This window comes from Amycolatopsis sp. CA-128772, assembly GCF_002904295.1.
GTDB lineage: Bacteria > Actinomycetota > Actinomycetes > Mycobacteriales > Pseudonocardiaceae > Amycolatopsis.
In genome coordinates this window covers 1-16,759 of record NZ_PPHG01000059.1, presented here as the reverse complement: position 1 = coordinate 16,759, position 16,759 = coordinate 1, and the positions used below count along the sequence as shown (strand labels likewise).

11 protein-coding genes and 1 pseudogene are annotated in these 16,759 nt (G+C 71.5%); 5 read left to right on the top strand and 7 right to left on the bottom strand.

Annotated features, from left to right (window positions below; all coding sequences use genetic code 11):
* The first annotated feature begins 18 nt into the window (after positions 1 to 18).
* Positions 19 to 3,099, top strand: coding sequence for a SpvB/TcaC N-terminal domain-containing protein (locus C2L59_RS20695; RefSeq protein WP_233223608.1), 3,081 nt, complete (start codon positions 19 to 21; stop codon positions 3,097 to 3,099).
* Positions 3,100 to 3,111: 12 nt separating this feature from the next.
* Here C2L59_RS20695 and sigJ read toward each other — a convergent pair whose 3' ends face one another.
* Entirely contained in the window at positions 3,112 to 3,993 is an 882-nt protein-coding gene (sigJ, locus tag C2L59_RS20690; RefSeq protein WP_103351152.1) for an RNA polymerase sigma factor SigJ, read from the bottom strand.
* Positions 3,994 to 4,160: 167 nt separating this feature from the next.
* On the opposite strand from sigJ, the gene C2L59_RS50400 reads away from it, so the two are divergent.
* Together C2L59_RS50400 and C2L59_RS20680 are read left to right on the top strand one after the other, a co-directional pair.
* Positions 4,161 to 4,721: an RES domain-containing protein gene (locus tag C2L59_RS50400; RefSeq protein WP_146060416.1), complete on the top strand. Its 561-nt coding sequence runs from the start codon at positions 4,161 to 4,163 to the stop codon at positions 4,719 to 4,721.
* Complete coding sequence (locus C2L59_RS20680) at positions 4,718 to 7,531, top strand: alpha-L-fucosidase (RefSeq protein WP_103351150.1); 2,814 nt, start codon at positions 4,718 to 4,720, stop codon at positions 7,529 to 7,531. The genes C2L59_RS50400 and C2L59_RS20680 overlap by 4 nt, the downstream gene beginning before the upstream one ends.
* On the opposite strand, the gene C2L59_RS20675 is transcribed toward C2L59_RS20680, so the two are convergent.
* Both C2L59_RS20675 and C2L59_RS20670 read right to left on the bottom strand, forming a co-directional pair.
* Positions 7,520 to 8,143, bottom strand: a complete 624-nt coding sequence (locus tag C2L59_RS20675; protein ID WP_103351149.1) for a hypothetical protein — start codon at positions 8,141 to 8,143, stop codon at positions 7,520 to 7,522. The two genes, C2L59_RS20680 and C2L59_RS20675, sit on opposite strands and share 12 nt — an antisense overlap.
* A 75-nt stretch (positions 8,144 to 8,218) precedes the next feature.
* A complete protein-coding gene (locus C2L59_RS20670) occupies positions 8,219 to 9,448 on the bottom strand; it encodes a S53 family peptidase (RefSeq protein ID WP_103351148.1) in 1,230 nt (409 codons plus the stop codon).
* 266 nt (positions 9,449 to 9,714) lie between these two features.
* Between C2L59_RS20670 and C2L59_RS20665 the strand changes: the two genes are divergently transcribed.
* The gene (locus C2L59_RS20665) at positions 9,715 to 12,042 is read left to right on the top strand and encodes a chitobiase/beta-hexosaminidase C-terminal domain-containing protein (protein ID WP_103351147.1); all 2,328 of its coding nucleotides are present in this window, start codon (positions 9,715 to 9,717) and stop codon (positions 12,040 to 12,042) included.
* 48 nt (positions 12,043 to 12,090) lie between these two features.
* On the opposite strand, the gene C2L59_RS20660 is transcribed toward C2L59_RS20665, so the two are convergent.
* Together C2L59_RS20660 and C2L59_RS20655 are read right to left on the bottom strand one after the other, a co-directional pair.
* On the bottom strand, positions 12,091 to 13,026 hold the full coding sequence (locus C2L59_RS20660; RefSeq protein WP_103351146.1) for a hypothetical protein: 936 nt from the start codon (positions 13,024 to 13,026) through the stop codon (positions 12,091 to 12,093).
* Between the two features lie 75 nt (positions 13,027 to 13,101).
* Positions 13,102 to 14,094, bottom strand: coding sequence for an erythromycin esterase family protein (locus C2L59_RS20655; protein WP_103351145.1), 993 nt, complete (start codon positions 14,092 to 14,094; stop codon positions 13,102 to 13,104).
* A gap of 20 nt (positions 14,095 to 14,114) precedes the next feature.
* On the opposite strand from C2L59_RS20655, the pseudogene C2L59_RS20650 reads away from it, so the two are divergent.
* Positions 14,115 to 14,823 (top strand): annotated as a pseudogene (locus tag C2L59_RS20650) (TioE family transcriptional regulator).
* Here the strand turns inward: C2L59_RS20650 and C2L59_RS20645 are convergent.
* Positions 14,812 to 15,654: a hypothetical protein gene (locus C2L59_RS20645; RefSeq protein WP_103351144.1), complete on the bottom strand. Its 843-nt coding sequence runs from the start codon at positions 15,652 to 15,654 to the stop codon at positions 14,812 to 14,814. The pseudogene C2L59_RS20650 and the gene C2L59_RS20645 sit on opposite strands and share 12 nt — an antisense overlap.
* Positions 15,655 to 15,856: 202 nt before the next feature.
* The coding region (locus tag C2L59_RS47530; RefSeq protein WP_103351143.1) for a hypothetical protein at positions 15,857 to 16,759 on the bottom strand (903 nt) is incomplete at its 5' end.

Sequence of the window (16,759 nt, the reverse complement as noted above, 5' to 3'; positions counted from 1 at the left end):
TCCACGCGGGGAGATCACATGCTTGTGCTCCGGACGAGCACGCAGGACGCCGCCTTCACGCCGGACCCGGCGACCGGCGGCGGCCGCTTCACGGTGCCACTCGACCTGCCGCCCGGTCCCGGCGGCAGCGCGCCGGCGCTCGCCCTGCGCTACACCACCGGCGCGCCGAACGGCCCGTTCGGTGGCGGCTTCGCCGTCCCGCTGCCCCACGTCGGCCTGGCGGACGGGCAGGCGCGGTCCCGGACGGCGGGCCGGCTGGTCCGCTGGGGCGACGGCTACCTGCTGACCACCCGCTCGGGGCTCCGGCACTTCCTCGGCCCGGGCGAAGGCTCGGCCTGGTACCTCGACCGGACCGAGGACCCGTTCGGCACGGCCGCGACGTTCGGCTGGGCGCACCACAGCGGCCAGGCGTACCTCACGCGCGTTTCCTACGGGCCCTACGAAGTGGAGTTCAGCTACGAGTCGCGCCCGGACGTGCTGCGCTGGGGCCGCGGCGGCACGCTCGTCACGACGGCGCTGCGGTGCGCGCGGATCGACCTGCGGGTGCCCGACGGCACGCGGCCGCTCGTGCGGCGCTGGACCCTCGGCTACGACGCCGACGACGTCACCGGCGCCTCCCTGCTGACGTCGGTGGCGCTCAGCGGGTTCGACACCCAGGGCGCGGAAACCGCCGCGCCGCTGCTGCGCCTGGCCTACGCCACCGTCGAGGCAGCGCCGCCGCGGCGGGTGCAGCTGGCCGCACGGGCGCATTCCGGGACCGGGGTGTCGCTGCTCGACGCCGTGCCGTACCACTCGCTCGAAGACCTGCCCCGCACCGGACGGCTGTGCGAGGTCGACAACGGGATCGGGCTGCGCACCGCCGTCGAGTACGCCGTCGCCGCCTCCGTGCCGGTGGTCCGGCGGGTGTCCCGCCGCGACTCGGCCACCGGGCACGAGGGCGTGACGGAGTTCGAGTACCACGACGGCCGGTACCCCGTCTTCGGCCGGGTCGTGCAGGACGAGCTCGGCGACGAGTACGCGCCGACGCTGCGGACCGTGCGCTGGTTCGGCGACGACGGGCTGCCGGACCGGGAGGAGACCTACGGCCTCGACGGCTCCCCCGCCGCGGGCCGGCCGTACCGCCGGGTCGAGCACCTCCGCCGTCCACAGTGGACCCGCTCGGTGACGACCGAGTTCGAGCGCCGGGCGACGCCGGTGTCGGTGACCACGACGGAGACGGCCTTCGACGCGGCCGGGAACCCCACGCGCGAGGTGGAAACGACCGAGCGGCCCGGCCGGCCGGCGGTCGTGCGGGACCGGCGCACGACGTACGCGAGCGACCCCGAGCGCCGGTTCACGTCGTTGCCCGCCCGGGTCCGCGAAGTGGACGGCAGCGGGAAAGTCCGCGCCGACACGCTGTTCCGGTACGACGAGGAGCCCGACGGCCGCATCGGCTCGCACGGTTTCCTCACCGCGCGGGAGGAGCTGGTGCTCACCGACGCGCTCGTCGCCGACGTCCACGGCCGGGTCCCGCCGGACTTCCGGCGGCACGGCTACCACCGCCGGCCCGGCGAGGAGGGCTGGTGGGCGACGACGTTCCACGGGCGGTTCGCCACCGTCACCGGCCTGCGCACCACGACGACCGACCCGCTCGGCCACACCCGGGAGGTCCGCTATTCGGCCGACCAGTGCTTCCCCGAGGTGGCCACGGACCCGCTCGGGAACGTGACGGTGACGCGCCACGACGTCCGCACGGGCCGGGTGTGCGAGGTGACCGACCCGGCGGGCGCGGTGACGACGGTGACCCACGACCCGCTGGGGCGCCCCGAAACGGTCGTGCGGCCGGGCGACTCGGCGGACCTGCCGACCGTCCGGTACCGCTACGACCACGGCGGCCCGGTGCGGGTCACCACCGAGCAGCGCGCGGTGTCCGGCGAGGCGGAGGTGCTCGTGACCGCCGAGCTGCGCGACGGCGCCGGCCGGCTGCTGGAGCGGCGGCACGCCGAGCTGCTCGGCGACGTCGTCGACGAGCGCCACGAGTACTGCGCGCGGGGCCTGGTGTGCCGGACCAGCCGGGGGTTCCGGGACGGCGAGCCGCCGGCGCCCGCGGACGTCTTCCACTACGACGCGCTGGGCCGGCCGCTCACCGAGCAGCCCCGCGAAAGCGACCCGGAGGGCGGGTACGACCTGCTCGGGCGGGAACTGCGCGGCGCGGACGGCGTCGTGCACGTCCGGGACGCCGCCGGCCACGAGGCCGAGACGCGGACCGTGGGCGGGCACACGGTGTACCGCGTGCACGACGCGGCCGACCGGGTGGTCGCGGTGCTGGTCGACGACCCGGGCGGCACCCCGGTCACGAAGTTCACCCACCACGACGGCGGGCGGCCGGTGCCGCCGGAGGCCGGGCCGCACAGCTGCGGGCGGCTGGTGCGCGCCGCCGACGAATCCGGCGTCACGCTGTTCGGCTACGACGCGCTCGGGCAGGTGACCGAGAAGCGCTGGCGGCCGGCGCACGTGGCCGTCGAGTACCGGCTGGACGTCGTTCGCCGCGCGGACGGGCGGCTGTCCGAGGTGACCTACCCCGACGCCGGCGACGGCCGGCTGACCGTGCACCACCAGTACGACGAGGTCGGCCGGCTGGTGAGCGTGCCCGGGTTCGTCGACGCGATCCAGTACGACCTGCGCGGCCACCGGACCGCGGTGCACTACGCGAACGGCGTCAGCGAGCACTTCACCCCCGGGCACGTCGTCACCGGCCCGCGCGGCCTGCGGCACGACGTCACGCCCGGCGTCCCGGAGGAACCCCTTGCGGGCAGCGAAATCCGCGACGCGTTCGGCCGGCTGCGCGGGGTGCACGGCGACGGCGTCAACGCGCTGTACGGCTACGACCACACCGGCCGCCGGGTCCGCACGCTGGTCACCACCGGCACGCACATCCACGAAGTCCTGACCCCGGACGAGCTGTACGCGGTCGAAGACGGCGAGCTGGTGATCGTGGTGGCGGACGCGGTGTGGCAGTACGCGGACGGCCGCCGCCGCTACCGGCACTTCGACCCGGACGGCCGGGTGGCCCTGGTGACCGACGAGCGCGGCGCGGTCGTGAGTGGCGAGGCGGGTTAGCGCCGGCGTCGGTCAGTCGAGCACGGCCAGGTCCAGCCGGCTGAGGCGCTCGGGGTCGGCGAGGATGTCGATCTCGACGATCCGGCCGCCCGCGACCGTGAAGCCGAGCACCGAGAACGGCCGGCCCTCGCGCGTCGCCACCACGCCCGCCGCGCCGTTGACCAGGGCGCGCCGGACCACGCCGCCGCCCGCGCCGAGCCGGGAGAACGTCAGGGCCTGGTTCGCGACCGCCGCCGCGCCGCGGACCTCGTCCGAGCCGCCCAGGGCCGGGCCGCGGTCGGCGCGCAGCACGACGTCCGGGTCGAGGACCGAGACCAGCGCGTCGAAGTCGCCGCCGCGGGCGGCCGCCAGGAACGCGTCGACGACTTCGCGCTGCCGGTTCAGGTCGGGATCGGGCGCGACCGGCGCACCCTGCACCCGCCGCCGCGCGCGGCTGGCCAGCTGCCGGGTCGCCGCCTCGGATCGGCCGACGATCGGCGCGATCTCCTCGAACGGCATCGCGAACATGTCCCGCAGCACGAACGCCAGCCGCTCGCCCGGGGTGAGCGTGTCGAGCACGACGAGCAGCGCGAGGCCGACCGAGTCCGCCATCAGCGCCTGGTGCTCGGGGCCGGCGTCGTCCCGGCTGACGATCGGATCGGGCACCAGCGCGTCCCACGGCTCCTCCCGCCGGGCCTTGCGCGACCGCAGCATGTCGAGGCAGACGCGGCCGACGACCGTGGTCAGCCACCCGCCGAGGTTCTCGACGGCCGCCGAGTCGCTCCGGCTCAGCTTCAGCCACGCCTCCTGCACGGCGTCCTCGGCCTCGGTCAGCGAGCCGAGCATCCGGTAGGCCACGGAACGCAGGTGGTCGCGGTGGCTCTCGAAGCTGCGGGCGAGGAGTTCAGCGTTCACGAGGAGGTCCTTTCACGGTCGATCACCACCCTGACGAACGCGGCCGGGAGTTTGTGACACGTTCCGTTCGAGACCGGCTCCGGCCGCTCCAGCCGTCGTTGCGGCGACCACGTCGCGCTACAGCCGAGGTTCTTCGGTGACACTGGCGGCCACGCGGTGTGCACGGGATGCATCCTCGACGACACCCTGCAAGCGGAGGTCGGCAAACACCTCACCGAGCTGGAGTGCACGTTCTGCGGCGCGTCGAGCGACGACACCGGCGCATCTGTGGCCGAAGACGACCTCGCTCAGCTGAGTCCTGTTCACCACCGGAGAGTTCCTCCAGGAGGTGGACCGAGTGCTGCAGGATTACGGCACGCTGCGTCGAGATCGGCGCGCACAGCTCACAGCGGTACGATCTCGTCTTCCTTCACCGGTTCGCTGCTGACCTGGGTAAACCGATCGCCCTCGATGGCCGAGAGCACATCGAGTACGTCGCGACCCAGGTCGTCACCGAGTACTTGCGGTTCGTCTCCAGCAACGCCGTCGACGGCATCCTTTACCGCAGCGCACAAAACGACGGGGTCTGCTGCGTGCTGTTCTACGATGCCGGCCTCTCAAGCCAGCAATGGGCTTGGGGCCGCCAGGGACAGATCGGACGACTGTGTGCCGATGAGCGGCATCTACCCTTGACGTACGATATACGAGCGACCAATCATCGGATCTCTCCGGACGAGGAGGTCCTTTGAGAATCCGACTGCTTGCCTGCCTGGCCGCCGCCATCGCGCTGGTGGCGAGCCTGGTTTCCCCCGCGAACGCCGAGCTGTACCACCCGCGTCAGGACTGGCTGCGGGCCTCGACGGCCGGGTTGTTCCTGCACTGGGGCATGTTCACCGCGCCGCGGCACACCGACTGCGCGGCCTGGGAGCGTGACGTCACCGACGGCGGCTGGACGCCGGAGTACTGGATCGACGAGGCGAAGAAGCTCGGGGCGTCCTACGTCGTCCTCACCACCTTCCACAGCCGGCTGGGGTACGCGCGGCCGTGGCCGTCGAAGATCCCCGGCAGCTGCTCGACGCAGCGCGACTTCCTCGGCGAGCTGATCGCCGCGGGCCGGGCCAAGGGCGTCCGCGTCATGCTCTACCTGACCGACGATCCCCAGTGGCACAACGAAACCGGCCACGAATCGCTCGACTCGGCCGCCTACTCGGCGTACAAGGGCAAGCCCGTCGACCTGACCACCCGCCCCGGCTTCGGCGAGTTCAGCTACGACCTGTTCGACGAGGTCATGGACCACTACGGCGACCTCGCCGGGTTCTGGATCGACAACGACAACGAGTACTGGGAGCAGCACGGGCTCTACGAGCACATCCGCGAGAAGCGGCCGTCGATGTTGCTGAGCAACAACAACGAGGACACACCGATCATGGACACGGTCAGCAACGAGCAGAAGACCGGCATGACCCCGTCCTACGACTACCCGCAGGCGATCTACACGCCGATGCCGCGGCTCACCGAGGCCGACTACAAGCTGCCCACCAACGGCGACTGGTGGTACAGCGGCGGCGACCAGGCCGTCGACTTCCGGCTCTCCACCGGCCGGTACATCACGAACGCGGGCTCGTCGATCAAGTCGCTGATGGCCGAAACCGCCATGCTGAACGGGAAGTTCCCGCCGCAGCAGGAGGCGTTCAACAACTTCATGGCGTCCTGGACGCAGCCGATCCGGGAATCGCTGTCGGGCACCGAAGGCGGCGGCTACCTGTACGGCGGCCTGCAGCCCGGCTTCTGGAACGACGGCGCGCACGGCGTGATCACCGTCCGCCCCGGCGCGAAGACGCAGTACGTCCACGTCGTCACGCGGCCCTCGACGAACCTGGTCCGGCTGCGGGACAACGGCTACCGCGTCACCGGCGTGTCGGACCTGCGCACCGGCAAACCGATGCGGTTCGCCCAGTCCGGCGGCCATCTGTCCATTCTGGACATCACCGACTGGGACACCTACGACACCGTGTTCAAAGTGGACACCGCGGGGCAGCAGTACTTCTACGACAAGAGCACGATCAAGGCGACCGCGTCTTCCAACGCGGCTTCGGCGGCGAACCTCGTCGACGGCAGCTACCTCAACTACTGGGACGCCGGCGGCCGGCTCCCGGTGTCGGTGACGCTCGACCTGGGCCGCAAGCGGTCGACGGCCTACCTGGCGGTGCACGAGCGCGAGTCGTCGCCGACGGCCGCGCGGGAGTCCTTCGGCCGCGCCGAGGATTCCGCGCGGATCAGGGACTACCGCGTTTACGCCAGTGCCGACGGGAAGGATTGGGGTGCCCCGGTCCGCACCGGCGCGCTGCCCAGCAACCGCGGTGTGCAGTTCATCGACGTCGGCGAGGTGCACGCGCGGTACCTGCGGCTCGAGGTGCTGAACACGTGGTCGGGGCCGCAGGCCAAGCCGTTCTACCGGCAGCTCGCGCTCGACGAGATCGACGTCGCCTACGGCTACCCCGACCCGCGTGGCGAAGGGCCCCTGGAAGCGGAGTCGTGGCGCAACGGCTTCGAGGGCAAGGCGTCGCCGGTGTGGTGCGAGGCGTGCTCGGGCACCAACGCGGTCAAGGGGCTCGACCGCGGCGCGGTTGTCTTCCGCGACGTCCAGGCCGCCGGCCCGTCGCGGCTGCAGCTGGACACGACCGGGCCGGGCACGCTCTCGGTGAGCGTCAACGGCGCGGCCCCGGTCACGGTCGCCGCGCCGGGAGCGATCGCGGTGCCGCTGGTCGCGGGGGCCAACACGATCAAGGTGTCCGGGACGACCGGACTCGACCGGATCGCGGTGGCGCCGATGCCGCCGGAGTCGTACACGCCGAAGACGACGTTGACCGTGCAACCCGCGGGCGTGCAGTGGGTTTCGCCCGGTCAGCAGTCGCTGCGGATCACCGCGTCGCTGCGGCTGGACGTCGACGACCCGATCGACGACGTCTCGCTGGCGCCCGTGGTCCCGGCGGGCTGGACGGTCGAAGGTGGCGCAGTGACCGCAGCAAAACTGGGACTCGGCCAGGTGCTGAGCGGCGCGTGGACGGTGACCGCGCCGGCGGCCCAGGACGTGAACATCCCGGTGACGGCGGCGTTCCGGACGCTCGGGCGCGCGAAGTCGGTGAGCAAGCCGGTGCCGGTGAAGCCGCGGCCCGCGGACCGGGTGTTCATGCGTGAGGCGGAGGACTCGGCGAACGACATCGGCGACGCCGGCGTCACGAGCTGTTCGCCGTGCTCGGGCGGGCAGAAGGTGCGCAACATCGGCGGCAGCCCGGGGGCGGCGGTGACGTTCCCCGGCGTGACGGTGCCCGCGGCGGGCCAGTACCCGCTGTACCTCGACTTCACGGTAAACGGCGACCGGTCGTACTTCGTGTCGGTGAACGGCGGCGCGCCGACGGAGGTGAAGGTCAGCGGCGCCGGGAACAACACCCCGTACACCACCTCGGTCCCGGTGACGCTGGCCGCGGGCGCCAACGCGATCCGGATCGGCAACGACCGCGCGGGAGCTCCGGATCTGGACCGGATTTCACTGGGTTAGCTCCCGCAGCACCCGGGCCGCGTCGATGTCGACGGCGCGGCCCGGGTCCCCGCCCGGCGCGCTCCACGCGACGGTCACCCACAGCTCGGCGTAGTCCCCGCGGTCGATCCGCGGCAGCCGCCAGGTGAGCCGGCCCCCGGTCCGCTCGACGGCATCCCCGCCGACCAGCCGCGACCAGTACGGCGGCACGTGCTGCCCGGCCCGCGAGCACCGCCGCAGCACGTCGGCACTCGGGCCGCCGACGCTCACCGCGGCGTCGGCGGTCTCGGCGGTGAAGGCGCTTTCCCAGGTGCGCTCCTCGTGCGGCGCACCGGCCAGCTCGGCCTGCACGACGAACTCGCCGACGTCCTCTCGCGCCAGCACCCGGAGGAAGGTGGTCACGCGGGTCACCCCGGGCCGCCCGCACGCGGTGCTCCCGGACACGACGTCGAGCCGCGCGTGGCTGTGCCGCCACCGGCACAGCCACGCCCCGGACTCCAGGCCCCAGGTGAGTTCGGGTCTCGCGGGCACGTCCCAGCCCCCGGCGCGGACGGCGAACCGCACGTCCCCGAGCGGCGTGACGACGTCGAGCCCCCGCGGAGCCGTCCGCGACAGGACTTCGGTGTCCAGCATGCAGACATCCTTACCCCACGGCCGGACCAGCGAAAACGCACCGCCCGAACGTCACCCGACCGTGCGGCTCCAGGGTCAGAACCCTGACGTTCCGTTCGGCGTGCCCAGCCCGGTCGGCCCGTCGTACCCGGGGCCGGCCGTGCAGAGGTACGTTCCGCCGCAGCTGCCGTTCGAGCCCGATGTCACGTCGTACAGGCCGCCGGTGTGCGCGTACGGGTACGAACCCGACGTCACCGAGTTGCCCGCCAGTGCGTAGACGCTCGCGATCACCGGCGAGGACAGGCTCGTGCCGCCGACCTGCACCCAGCCGTCCGCGCCCTGGGCCAGGCCCAGCGACAGCAGGAAGTCGCACCACGACGACGTGCCGCAGCTGTTGTACGTGTCGTACACGCCGAGGCCGGTGGCCGGGTCCGCGACCGCCGAGACGTCCGCGACCGTCCTCTTCGCACACCCGCTGTCGTGCTGCCAGGCCGGCTTGGCCTCCACTGTGGAGCATCCGCTGCCGCTGCCGCTCCACGCCGTTTCGGTCCAGCCACGGGTGGTCGTCGCCGCCTTCTTCAACGTCGTGCCGCCCACCGCCGTCACGTACGGCGAGGACGCCGGCCAGCTGACGCCGTAGCCCGAGTCACCCGAGGACGCCGTGACCGCGATACCCGGGTGGTTCAGGTGCGCGTCCGCGGCGAGGATCGTCGAATCCTCGGCGCCGCCGTAGCTGTTGGAAATCGCCACCACGCCCGGCGTCACCGCGGCCGTGTCGACCGCCGTCATCAGCGGGTCGGTGTCCGGGGAATCGGCCTCCACCAGCAGGATGTGGCAGTCCGGGCAGGTCGCCGACACCGCGTCGAGGTCGAGGCTGATCTCCTCGGCCCAGCCGTAGTCGGGGGCCGGGAGCGGGCTCGCCGCGCCGTTCTGGTTGACCTTCTTGAAGCAGCCGTTGGCCGTCGTGCACGGCGAAAGCCCGCGCGCGGACCGGAACTTCGCCAGGTCGGCCTCCGCGGTCGGCGCGTCCTGAGCGTCCACAATGGCCACCGTGCGGCCGTTCGCGTGCAGCCCGCCGAGGTTGTAGGCGGCCTGGATCTCGGCCGGGCCGTAGCCGACCGGGGTCGAGACGACCAGGGGCCCGTTGCCGTTCGGCGACCGGACCGCCTTGCCGAGGCAGTGGAACTTGCCGGAGGTGGCGCAGCCGAAGTTCACGATGCCGCCGCTCTGCAGCGGTGACGCTTCGGCGGTCGACGTGGCCACCGCGACCGGGGCCGCGAGCAGGGCGAGGACGACGAGGGACCGGAACAACCGTGGAGACGCCATGGCCTGCTCCTCGGTAGGGGACGAGGTGGCAGCGGATCGTCGCATGTCACTCGAACGAGGTCACCCGTCAGAAGAATGTTTCTCGGTTCAGTCAATCGCCCACCGTGGCGAGAACCCGACGAAGAGTGACGAACCGCTTCACTCGTTTGCGTATTGGTCCAGACAAGTGTTACCGAAAAGTGATCAAAGCACCGCTCACTGGGAGCTACTTTGTTGCGACTGGCAACAAATACCTCGTGGATCCCCAACGGCGGAGGTGTCACGGCGTGAACCGGACCTTGGACAAGCTACGACGACGCGGCCCGGGGCTCGCGTTCGTCGCCTCGGCGCTGCTGCTGGCGGGCGGGCTCACCGCCCCGGCGGCGCTCGCCGCGGACGACTACACCCAGAGCGTCACCCAGCCGAGCTCGACGCAGGTGCAGCTCAACTTCACCCCGACGACCCCGGCGCTGTACGTGGACGTCCACTACACCGGCGTCCCCGGCATCGGCCAGCAGAACGTCCGGATGACCAACGGCTCCGGCACCTGGCGGACCACCGTCGGCGGCCTGAGCACCGGGAACGTGCTGGACTACTGGTTCACCTACGAGAAGAGCGGCCCGCAGTACGACACCCCGCACTTCAGCTACACCGTGGGCGGTGGCGGCACCACGACGGTGGCCGCGCCGACGTTCAGCCCGCCCGGCGGCACCTATTCAGCCGCCCAGACGGTGACGATCAGCAGCGCCACCTCCGGCGCGACCATCCGGTACACAGTGGACGGTTCGACGCCGACGGCGTCCTCGACCCTCTACAGCGGACCGATCAGCGTCCCGAACTCCCGCACGGTCAACGCGATCGCGCTCAAGTCCGGGTCGACGACGTCCCCGGTGTCGAGCGCGACCTACACGATCGGCACCCAGGCGGGCTGCCCGACGCAGTCCGACACCCCGAACTTCGGGCCGAACGTGCGGATCTTCGACCCTGGCATGTCGGCGGCGACGATCCAGGCCCAGCTGGACACCGACTTCAACAACCAGAAGGACACGCTGACCGCGCAGATGGCGGACCGGCGCGTCGCCCACCTGTTCAAGCCGGGCACGTACAACAACGTGCACGACAACGTCGGCTTCTACACCTCGGTGGCCGGCCTCGGCCAGAACCCCGGCGACGTCCTGATCAACGGTGACGTCACCGTCGACGCCTTCAACGCCTCCGACAACGGCGTGGCGCTGCAGAACTTCTGGCGCTCGGCGGAGAACATGGCGGTCAATCCCTCCGGCGGCAACGAGCGGTGGGCGGTGGCGCAGGCCGCGCCGTTCCGCCGGATGGACGTCCGCGGCGGGCTGCAGCTGTACCCGGCGAGCTACGGCTACGCCAGCGGCGGCTACATCGCCGACACGAAGGTGGCCGGCCAGGCCGCATCGGTGTCGCAGCAGCAGTGGTACACCCGCGACTCGCAGCTGGGCAGCTGGAACGGCGGCGTCTGGAACATGGTCTTCTCCGGCACCAGCGGCGCGCCGGCGACCACGTTCCCGAACCCGCCCGAAACCACGCTGGCCACGACGCCGGTCTCCCGCGACGTGCCCTACCTCTACGTCGACGGCACCGGCAAGTACCGCGTGTTCCTCCCGTCCCTGCGCACCAACGCGTCCGGCCCGAGCTGGGCGAACGGCAGTACGCCGGGGTCTTCGGCGCCAATGAGCCAGTTCTACGTCGTGAAGTCCGGTGACTCGGCCGCGTCGATCAACAACGCGCTTTCCGCGGGCTGCAACCTGTTCTTCACGCCGGGCGTCTACCACCTCAACCAGACGCTCAACGTGACCAAGGCCAACACGACGATCCTCGGCATCGGCTACCCGACGCTGGTGCCCGACAACGGCGTCAACGCGATGCAGGTGTCCGATGTGGACGGCGTCCGGCTCAAGGGCCTGCTCTTCGACGCCGGCACGACGAACTCGCAGGCCCTGCTCACCGTCGGCCAGTCCGGCTCGTCGGCGTCGCACGCTTCGAACCCGACGACGGTCCAGGACGTGTTCTTCCGGATCGGCGGCGCGATCGCCGGCAAGGCGACGAACAGCCTGATCGTCAACAGCGCCAACACGATCATCGACCACATCTGGGCGTGGCGGGCCGACCACGGCAACGCGGGCACCTACGGCTGGAACACGAACACGGCCGACACCGGGCTCGTGGTGAACGGCGCGAACGTGACGGCCACCGGCCTGTTCGTCGAGCACTACCAGAAGTACCAGGTCATTTGGAACGGCCAGGGCGGGAAGACGATCTTCTTCCAGAACGAGATGCCCTACGACGTGCCGAACCAGGCATCGTGGAACGCCCCGTCGGGGGTCGCCGGGTATGCCGCGTACAAGGTCGGGTCGAACGTGACGTCCCACGAGGCCTGGGGTCTCGGGAGTTACTGCTTCTTCGACACGAACCCGGCGGTGTCCAGCTACCACGCGTTCGAGGTGCCGAACACGAGTGGCGTCCGGTTCCACAGCCTGCTGACGGTGTCGCTCAACTACCGCGGCACGATCACGCACGTCATCAACGACACCGGCGGTGTCACGCCTTCGGGCACGGTGCCGGTCAACGTGGTCAGCTACCCGTAACGCGGCGAAGGACGCCTTCGGCGATGTGCCGAAGGCGTCCTTCCGGCGTCAGTTCACCGCGATGGAGTAGTCGCGGCCGAGGGCGGACTGGGTGCCGTCGGCGGTCCGGCTGTAGACCTGCATGGGGTAGAAACCCGACGCGCCGGGCGTGAAGGTGAAGCTCGCCCGGCCGTCGGGACCGGCCGGGACCACGGTCGGGTTGTCCCAGTCCTCGTAGAAGTAGTAGACGTACTCGACGACGCCCGGCGTGCGCGGGGTCAAGGTGAAGGTACCGGTGACGCCGGGGCCGCCGCTGCCGACGAAGTCCGGGTAGTCGGTGCTCTCCACCAGCGGAGCGTCACTGGCCCGGTAACCCTTGGCGGCGGTGCCGGACGTCAACCCGGCGCTGGTCGTGCTCCACACGTTGAGCCGGTGGAAACCCCGGGCCGCCGTGACGATGTTCGCGGGAACGGTTCCGCCGGCCGAGGCCGCCACGGTGGTCTCCGGCCCGTCGTCGATCCGGTAGGTGTAGGAGACGACATCGGCCATGCCGGGCGAGAAGCGGAACTCGGCCGGGATCCCGACACCGGTTTCGCTCGGCCCGCCGACCAGCGGCTCGGTCGACTGCACGTAGAAGTGGTGGACGTGCTGAGGCGACCGGTTGCCCGCGCTGTCGACGCTCGCCACGTAGAGGTCGTCGGGGCCGGAAGCTTGCGGCGTGTAGGAAACCGTCGCCGACCCGCCGGGGTGGTCCGCCGCGACGAAGGTGCCCGCCGGATCGGTGTTCCCCCAGTAGAACCCGACGACCGAGTCGTCGCCGTCGGCGCCGAAGGTGAACGAGCCCGGCACGCCGGCACCGGGGTGCCAGGCACCGTCGTCGGGGTACTCGGCCGACGTCACAGCCGGCTCGGCGATCGCAGTGGCCGCACTCGCCTGGGCGGGTACGGCGCCGGACGACAGCACCCCGACCGCCAGCAGCGCGGTGACTCCATGACGAATTTCCATCGGCAACCCCCCGTGCGAATCCTTCGGTCCACTCCAGCTAAGCACGATCCCGGGTGGGAGACGCCAGGATTTCGGTCAGCTGATGTGCCACACCGCGGCGGCGCCGTCGAGCACGTCCCGGTCGAGCCCGAAGTAGCCCCGTTCCGGCTTGGTGTCGGTGCGCTTCCGGCCGGCCGGGACGCCGGCCAGCCGCCAGGTCTTCGTGTCCCGCTGCAGGTGGCCTTCGTAGGTGTCCGGCGCCGGTTCGCCGAGGCCGAGGGCTTCGCTGTGGCCGAGACTGCCGGCGACGAAGGCGTACCGGTTGCCCAGCCGGGCCGCGACGATCGCGCCCGCGCCGGACCCCGGGCGTTGCAGGTGGCCGTTGTGCGCGAACACCAGCGTCGGGCCGCGGGGGGCTTCGATGGCCCGGATGTCCAGCAGGTTCTCGGCCATGAGCACCGCGCGCATCCCCGCAAGACGCGCGATCCGGGTGTCCCGGTCACCGGGTCGCGCCGACGCCGCGTGGTAGCGCAGCAGGCCGCGGCCGGCGAGGGCGTGGGTTTTGGCTCGCCACCAAGCGGCGTCCAGCCGCGGGGCCCGGGCGTGGAGCGCGACGAGCAGGTCGTCGGCGAGCACCCGCAACTCGCGGGCCTCGGGTGACGCGCCCGGGGAAGCCGCCGGGTCGAGAATCGCCTCGGACCGGCTCCACCGCTCGTCGTCACCGGTCAGGGCGGCGATGTCGGCGTCGAAACCGAGGTAGTCGCGGACGTGCTCGAGATAGCTGCGCGGGCTGGGCGCGCTGAACATCTCCATCGGTGCGTCGAAGCCGTGCAGCACCAGCGGCTCGCCGGCGTGCTCGTTGTACTCGCGCAGCCACCGCTGCAGCTCACGGTGGGCGTCGACCTCGCCCAGGCCGTGCGAGAAGCCGCCGTCGAGGGCGGCGACGCGGTCGGTCTCCAGCGCGATCGACCGGAAGCCGTACTCGGCGAGCTGCGCGAAGAGGTCGTTGCGCAGGCGCGCGAAGGCCGGTTCGAGGTGCGTCGGCTCGCCCAGGGCGAGCAGGTCGGCAGGGAAGTCGGTGAGGTCCATGTGGTTGAATCGTATCCTTGATGACCCGGTTGAGACCTGCGGATCTCGCTCGCGAACACGGCCTGTCCACGCAGGCGGTCCGCAACTACGAGCGAGACGGATTCCTGCCGCCCGCTTCGCGCACGCCGAGCGGCTACCGGACCTACACCGAGGCGCACGCGGCCGCGCTGCGAGCGTTCCTGGCGCTGGTACCGGCCTACGGGCACGCGACAGCAGGCGGCATCATGCACGCCGTCAACGCCGGCGACCTCGAACGCGCCTTGACGCTCATCGACCGCGGCCACGCCCAGCTCGCCCGCGACCGCGAAACCCTCAACGCGGTCCGCGCCGCGATCGGGCACCTGGTCCAGGAGGGGCCCCCTCATGGTCTCGACGGTGCCGCTCCCGGCGGTTCCGGCTGGAGCGTCGGGGAGCTGGCCCGCCGGCTCGGCGGCGACCGTGCGGGCCTGGGAACGCGCGGGCATCCTGCGCCCCGAGCGCGACCGGGCGACCGGCTACCGGGTCTTCGCGGCGGCCGACGTTCGCGACGCCGAGCTGGCCCACCTGCTCCGCCGCGGCGGCCACCCGCTGGCCCACATCGCCACGGTCGTCGGGCAGGTCCGCACCGCGGGCGGCACGGAATCGCTGGCCGAGGCCCTGGAAACCTGGCAGGACCGGCTGACCGCCCGCGGGCTGGCCATGCTCGGCGCCGCCGCCCGGCTCAGCGCGTACCTGCCCTCACGGCCGTGAGCCCGGGTGCAGCCGGTCGTACTCGTGCGCGGCCGCGCGCTGGGTGCGCACCGGCAGCGCCTCCTCGCCGTCCTCGTCGTCGGCCTCGTTGAGCCCGAGCTGCACGGCCAGCCGGATCTGCTCGCGGTTCTCGCGGACCACGGCGGAGAAGAAGTCGTCGATCCGCGGGTCGAGCAGGACTTCGAGGAGCACGCGGAACGACGTGTCGACGCAGGCGCGCACGATCTCGTCGTGGAACGGGAGCCGCTTGAGCTTCCCGAGCTGCGGGTCCGCGGCAATCTTCTCGGCGATGATCGTACGCAGCTCTTCCCGGTGCGCGCCGAGGGACTTGGCGAGGTTTTCCGGGTAGTTGCCCGTTTCCAGCACCTTGACGACCTCGTCGAGCACCGCGATGGTCACCGGTTTCTTGATCGCCTTGACGATCGGCTCGGACAGCTTGTCGACGAGCCGGTAGGTGAACTGCTCGCCGACGGCCCGGTCCGCGGCGCGGCCGATCCGCACGAGCAGCAGCACGACGGTGACGAACCTGTGCGCGGCCATCGCGGGGTGCGCGACGGGGATCATCGCGAACAGCTCGTACCAGTTGCGCACCAGGAACTTCCGCGCCCACCGCCGTTTCCGCCAGCGCCACAGGAACTCGAGGAAGAACACCGCGCAGATGCCGCAGTCGACGTAGAAGATCACCAGGCCGGCGTCGCGGGCCGGCGGGCTGAGCACCATGAACCCCAGCAGCCCGACCGACCCGGCGGCGAGCACGAGCATGATCCAGTCGTCGGCGCGCACGTTCCCGGGCAGGATCCCGCTGTTGAGCTCGGGCTCACTGGTGACCATGCCCGATGATGGCACGGACGGCGCTGATCAGCCCGTCCGGCGCCGCGGGCGGTGTCACGTTTCCGTCCGGTTTTCGTCGCGGTGCAATCCCGCCCGGATACGGCATTGTGGAACGCAGGCGGTCACGACGAGGAGGAGCATGGCGCGCACACCGCACAGCCGGCGCGCGCCGGCGCACGGGGAAGTGACGAGGGCTGGCGGTTCAGGGGGCGGGCTGCCAGCCCACGCCGTAGGACCGCGCGGGCCGCAGGTCGCGGAAACTCGTGTGCACCTCACCCGCGTTGTCGAGGAACAGCGGTTTGCGCGCGGGCAGCGGGTCGTGGGCGTCCTTCGAGAGGTCGCCGTCGATGCGCCAGACGCGCTGCGGCGGCTCGCGCCGGTCGAACCGGACGTTGAGCTCGAAGCTTTCGCACAGGAATTCCGGCGTGCAGCAGTAGAACGGGGCCGGCAGCTCGGCCAGCCGGATGCGGAAGAAGAACTCGTGCTGGTCCCCGGCGTCGAGCGGCTGCGGCGGCCGCAGGGTGAAGGCGACGCGGGTGGAGCTGACCAGGCGCACGGAGTGCACCTCGCCGCCGGCGACGACGTCGATGCCGAGGCCGGACAGGTCCGGCGGGCTCGTCGTGCTGGCCGGGCGGGCGAGGGAGATCGCGTGCTCGATCTCGGCCAGCCCGGCGACGTGGCTGACCACCTTGCGGGTTTCGAACACCTCGGCGGCGGTCCCGGTCAGGGTCAGGTTGACCGCGAGGTCCGAGGTGTGCCAGGGACCGTCCTGGCTGTTCGCCGAAACACCCCCGAACGGCGACGGCGCCCCGTACGCGGCTTCGGCGATCAGGTAGATCACGTCGTCGGCGCGACGCTGCATGGTGCGCACGTTGCGGTCGGCCCCGGTGCCCAGCAGCTCCAGGCGCTGGGTGTAGCGCTCGTTCGCGCCGGTGCCGAAACCCAGCACGATCCGCGCCGTTTCCCGCTGCGACCCGGGCAGTTTCTCGATCAGCCGGCGAAGCGTGTCGACGACCTTGCCGCGAACCGTTCCGGCGTTGTCCTCTTCGCGGACACCGCACACTTCGCGCAACCGTTCGCCGGCGATTGCGGGCAGGTTCTTCGC